The sequence below is a fragment of the Pseudomonas sp. SDT291_1_S447 genome, from assembly GCF_054070155.1.
Map to the genome: position 1 here is coordinate 1 of NZ_JBSVXS010000215.1, position 4,546 is coordinate 4,546.

At 60.3% G+C, this 4,546-nt stretch carries 4 protein-coding genes and 1 riboswitch; of the genes, 2 read left to right on the forward strand and 2 right to left on the reverse strand.

What is annotated here, in order from left to right; all coding sequences use genetic code 11:
* Positions 1-142 precede the first annotated feature (142 nt).
* Together ACW9IR_RS28740 and ACW9IR_RS28745 are read right to left on the reverse strand one after the other, a co-directional pair.
* Entirely contained in the window at positions 143-1,456 is a 1,314-nt protein-coding gene (locus tag ACW9IR_RS28740) for a PQQ-dependent sugar dehydrogenase (RefSeq protein WP_457465991.1), read from the reverse strand.
* A gap of 66 nt (positions 1,457-1,522) precedes the next feature.
* Positions 1,523-2,107 carry a hypothetical protein gene (locus ACW9IR_RS28745; protein WP_077571724.1) on the reverse strand — a complete coding sequence of 195 codons (585 nt, stop codon included), beginning with the start codon at positions 2,105-2,107 and terminating at the stop codon, positions 1,523-1,525.
* A gap of 163 nt (positions 2,108-2,270) precedes the next feature.
* Positions 2,271-2,500: riboswitch (cobalamin riboswitch) on the forward strand.
* A gap of 81 nt (positions 2,501-2,581) precedes the next feature.
* On the opposite strand from ACW9IR_RS28745, the gene cobO reads away from it, so the two are divergent.
* Both cobO and ACW9IR_RS28755 read left to right on the forward strand, forming a co-directional pair.
* Entirely contained in the window at positions 2,582-3,193 is a 612-nt protein-coding gene (gene cobO / locus ACW9IR_RS28750) for a cob(I)yrinic acid a,c-diamide adenosyltransferase (protein WP_003223053.1), read from the forward strand.
* A partial coding sequence (locus ACW9IR_RS28755) for a cobyrinate a,c-diamide synthase (protein ID WP_457465993.1) occupies positions 3,190-4,546 on the forward strand: 1,357 nt, incomplete at its 3' end. The genes cobO and ACW9IR_RS28755, both read left to right, overlap by 4 nt.

A 4,546-nucleotide genomic window follows, 5' to 3' on the forward strand; every position in this document is an offset into this window, starting at 1 on the left:
CTTGTCCCTCCTCCTCCCTTCAAGTCCTACCATACAAGCGAGCTTGCTCGCGAAGGCGGTGTGTCATTCAATTCAATATTGACTGACCCGACGCTTTCGCGAGCAAGCTCGCTCCCACATTTGTTATGTGTCAGGCGGCAAGTTATTTGGCAGAAGACACTCGCCACACCTTGTTACCAACATCATCCGCCACCAGCAAGCCACCTTGCTGATCGATCACCACGCCCACCGGCCGACCCAAAGCATTCTCGTCCTTGTCGAGGAAGCCGGTCAGGACATCCACCGGTTTGCCGCTCGGCTTGCCGCCGGTAAACGGCACGAAAATCACTTTGTAGCCACTGTGCGGTTTGCGATTCCATGAGCCGTGCTGGCCAATGAACGCGCCTTCCTTGAACTGCGCCGGCAGGTTGTTGCCCTCGGAGAACGTCAGGCCCAAAGACGCAGTGTGCGGTCCGACGGCATAATCCGGGGCAATGGCTTTGGCCACCAGCTCCGGGTTTTGCGGCGTAACGCGCACATCGACATGCTGACCGTAGTAACTGAACGGCCAGCCATAGAAACCACCGTCCTTCACGGAAGTGATGTAGTCCGGCACCAGATCACTGCCGATCTCGTCGCGCTCATTCACTGCTGTCCACAGCGCGCCACTTTTCGGCTCCCAGGCCAGGCCATTGGGGTTGCGGATGCCTGAGGCGAAAATCCGGTGATTGCCGGTCGCCCGATCGACTTCCCAGATCGCCGCGCGACCTTCTTCCTTATCCAGACCATTTTCGCCAACGTTGCTGTTCGAGCCGACCGTGACGTACAACTTGCTGCCGTCCTTGCTGGCGATGACGTTTTTGGTCCAGTGGTGATTCAGCGTGCCGCCGGGCAGATCGACAACCTTGATTGGCTGCGACTTGATCTCGGTCGCGCCCGGTTCGTAGTTAAAGCGCAGCAAGCGATCGGTATCGGCGACGTACAGATCATTGCCGACCAGGGTCATGCCGAACGGTGAGTTGAGGTTTTGCAGAAACACCGTGCGTGTCTCGGCCACGCCATCGTGGTCGGCGTCACGCAGCAAGGTGATGCGATTCGGGCTCGGCACGCCGGCGCCGGCCTTACCCATGACTTTCTTCATGACCCAGCCACGAATGCCGCTGCTGTCATCAGGTTTGGGCGGGGCATTGGTTTCCGCCACCAGCACATCGCCGTTGGGCAGTACGTAAAGCCAGCGCGGATGGTCGAGGCCTTCGGCGAATGCAGCGACTTGTGTGCCGGTCGCTGCCGTCGGTTTAGCGCCCTCTGGCCAGCCGATTGCCGGGGCGATATTCACCGTCGGGATCAGGGTCTTGTTCGGTTCGGGCAGTTTCGGTGACGGGCCGGTGCCGTCGGAGACTTGCAGGCTGGAGGTTTCACCGCAGGCGGCGAGTCCTCCGGCGAAGGCGATGACAAAAACGAGCTGGGGCTTGCGCATTGCTGATCTTCCCTATGAATGCATTCCTAATCATAGAGGAGGGCGCAAGCCCGATGGTTCAACTGCTCAGCCGCGGGCTTCCTTGAACAGCACGGCGATGCCCGGGTGATAGTTGCCGGCTTCGCTGCGCAATTTGCGATAGGCGTAGGGGAAATACCAGGCGACGGCGCAGGTGTGTTCCTTTTGCAGGTCGTCGACCATGTCCTGCAGCTCTTCGGGGCTGGCGCTGTGCTGGGCTTTTTGCGGCGCGACAAACAGGCAGCCAAGCTTGAGATCGCTGGCGTAGCTGATGCGCTTGGCGTCGTTGGTGATGTCGAGCAGGGCTTGAGTCAGATTGAGGTTGGTAACCTTTGGCCAGCGCTGAGTGGCCTGGATAAAGGCGCGGTCTTCGGCGCCGGCGAGAAACAGATCGGCGCGGGCATTGCGCTCGCCTTCTTCATTCTGTTTGCGCGTGGCAGTGTCATTCAAAGTGACCAGCTCGGCCATCCAGGCTGCGGCCGAGAGCAATCCGAGATTGGCTTTCTCGTCATGCCAGTAAGGGGTGTCGCTGTCGCCGCGCACGGCGTTGTAGCGGTCGATACAGTCAAACCAGCGTTCAAGCACCGGGCGCAGAAATTCCAGGCGCGGGTTGCTGATGATCATGCCTTGCATCGTCATCATCCTTTATTGTTGTATTGGGCTTTTCGGGAAAAGCATGGCTCTTTGATATCATTTGTATCAGTGTGGCACAAGATTGGCGTCAGATAATTGATCGGCGGCAGTTATTCGCCCGATGACCGCCTCTTTAATTGACGCTCCACCCCCAACCCTCTAACCTTCGCGGCTTGTTTCAGGTGCTCTGTGACCTGCGTCGACAGAGTGAAACAGGGAAGCCGGTGAGGGTTGTCTTCAAGCGAAGAACCACCACGATCCCGGCGCTGCCCCCGCAACGGTAAATGAGTGAAAACTGCGCCTTGAGCCACTGCCTCGACAGAAGCGGGAAGGCGCGCAGTCAGGCATACGCCGCTCATGAGCCCGGAGACCGGCCTGATCCATCCAGCGGCATCACGGTGGGCGATGCCAGGCTTTTTGCCGTCTATTCTTGTGCCTGCCCGCCGTTATCCAGCCTCAACGGAGAGCTCCCCCATGACTGATTCCCCCGAGCGCGACGAACGCCATCTGGCGCGTATGCAGCGCAAAAAAGCCGTGATCGACGAACGCATCGCCAACTCGCCTGACGAGTGCGGCCTGGTGCTGGTGCTGACCGGCAATGGCAAAGGCAAAAGCAGTTCGGCGTTCGGCATGCTCGCCCGCGCCATGGGCCACGGCATGCAGTGCGGTGTGGTGCAGTTCATCAAGGGCCGCAACAGCACCGGCGAAGAGCTGTTTTTCCGCCGCTTCCCTGAGCAAGTGCGCTTTCATGTGATGGGCGAGGGCTTCACCTGGGAAACCCAGGATCGTCAGCGCGACATCGCCGCCGCCGAAGCCGCGTGGGCTGTGTCCCGCGAACTGCTGCGCGATCCGTCGATCGGTCTGGTGGTGCTCGACGAACTGAACATCGCCCTCAAGCACGGCTACCTCGATCTCGATCAGGTGCTCAGCGATTTGCAGGCGCGTCCGCCGATGCAGCATGTGATCGTCACCGGTCGCGCGGCCAAGCCGGAAATGATCGAAATGGGCGACACCGTGACTGAAATGGGCATGCTCAAACACGCCTTCCAGGCGGGCATCAAAGCGCAGAAAGGCGTCGAACTTTGAATCAACCACGTCACTGCCCGGCGGTGCTTATCGCCGCGCCGGCCTCCGGTCAGGGCAAGACCACCGTCACCGCCGCACTGGCCCGTTTGCATCGCAATCAGGGGCGCAAAGTGCGCGTGTTCAAATGCGGCCCGGATTTTCTTGATCCGATGATTCTCGAGCGCGCCAGCGGTGCGCCGGTGTATCAGCTGGACATGTGGATGGTCGGCGAGCAGGAAAGTCGTCGGCTGTTGTGGGAAGCCGCCGCGGAGGCGGATCTGATTCTGATTGAAGGCGTGATGGGTCTGTTCGACGGCACGCCATCCAGCGCTGATCTGGCGCGGCACTTCGGCGTGCCGGTGCTCGGCGTGATTGATGGGACGGCCATGGCGCAGACCTTTGGTGCGTTGGCGCTGGGCCTGGCGAAGTATCAGCCGGATCTGCCGTTTGCCGGCGTGTTGGCCAACCGTGTCGGCACGTTGCGGCATGCGCAGTTGCTCGAAGGCAGCCTCACCGAAGGCCTTCGCTGGTACGGCGCATTGTCCCGCGAGACCGGTATCGAACTGCCGAGTCGCCATCTCGGCCTGGTCCAGGCCAGCGAACTGAATGATCTCGATGCGCGTCTCGATGCCGCCGCCGATGCATTGGCCAGCAGTTGCGAGGTAGCGCTGCCACCGGCCGTGGAATTCGCCGCGCCTGATGTGATCGCCGTCGAACCGTTGCTGAAAAATGTGCGCATTGCTGTCGCCCGTGATGAGGCGTTTGCCTTCATTTATGGTGCGAGTCTGGATCTGCTGCGGGCGATGGGTGCTGAGTTGAGTTTCTTCTCGCCGATCCGCGATACGCAATTGCCGGAGGCGGATAGCGTGTATTTGCCTGGTGGGTATCCGGAACTGCACCACGTTGTGTTGTCGCAGAACACCGCGATGCTTGAGGCGATCCGTGCGCATCATGCTGCGGGGAAACCGTTGCTCGCTGAGTGCGGCGGGATGCTGTATTTGCTGGATTCTTTGACTGACGTTGAAGGCACTCGCGCTGAGTTGGTTGGGCTGCTGAAGGGCGACGCGGTGATGCAAAAACGTCTGGCTGCACTGGCGCTGCAAGCAGTGGATTTGCCGGAAGGATCGTTGCGTGGGCACACTTATCATCATTCCCTGACCACCACCGAACTGACGCCGATTGCCCGTGGCTTGAGCCCGAATGGCGGGCGCGGTGCTGAGGCGGTTTATCGGGAAGGGCGGATGACGGCCTCTTATGTGCACTTCTATTTTCCGTCGAATCCTGCGGCAATCGCAGCATTGTTTGCACCTGACCTCCAGGCCGCCATCGCTGGCAAGCCAGCTCCCACAGTGGACGGTGAGCTTCCTGAAGAAA

What these genes read in the sequence shown, in the direction of transcription:
- ACW9IR_RS28740 (WP_457465991.1), bottom strand. Translation starts at nt 1,456, where the DNA reads ATGCGCAAGCCCCAGCTCGTTTTTGTCATCGCCTTCGCCGGAGGACTC.
- ACW9IR_RS28745 (WP_077571724.1), bottom strand. Translation starts at nt 2,107, where the DNA reads ATGCAAGGCATGATCATCAGCAACCCGCGCCTGGAATTTCTGCGCCCG.
- cobO (WP_003223053.1), top strand. Translation starts at nt 2,582, where the DNA reads ATGACTGATTCCCCCGAGCGCGACGAACGCCATCTGGCGCGTATGCAG.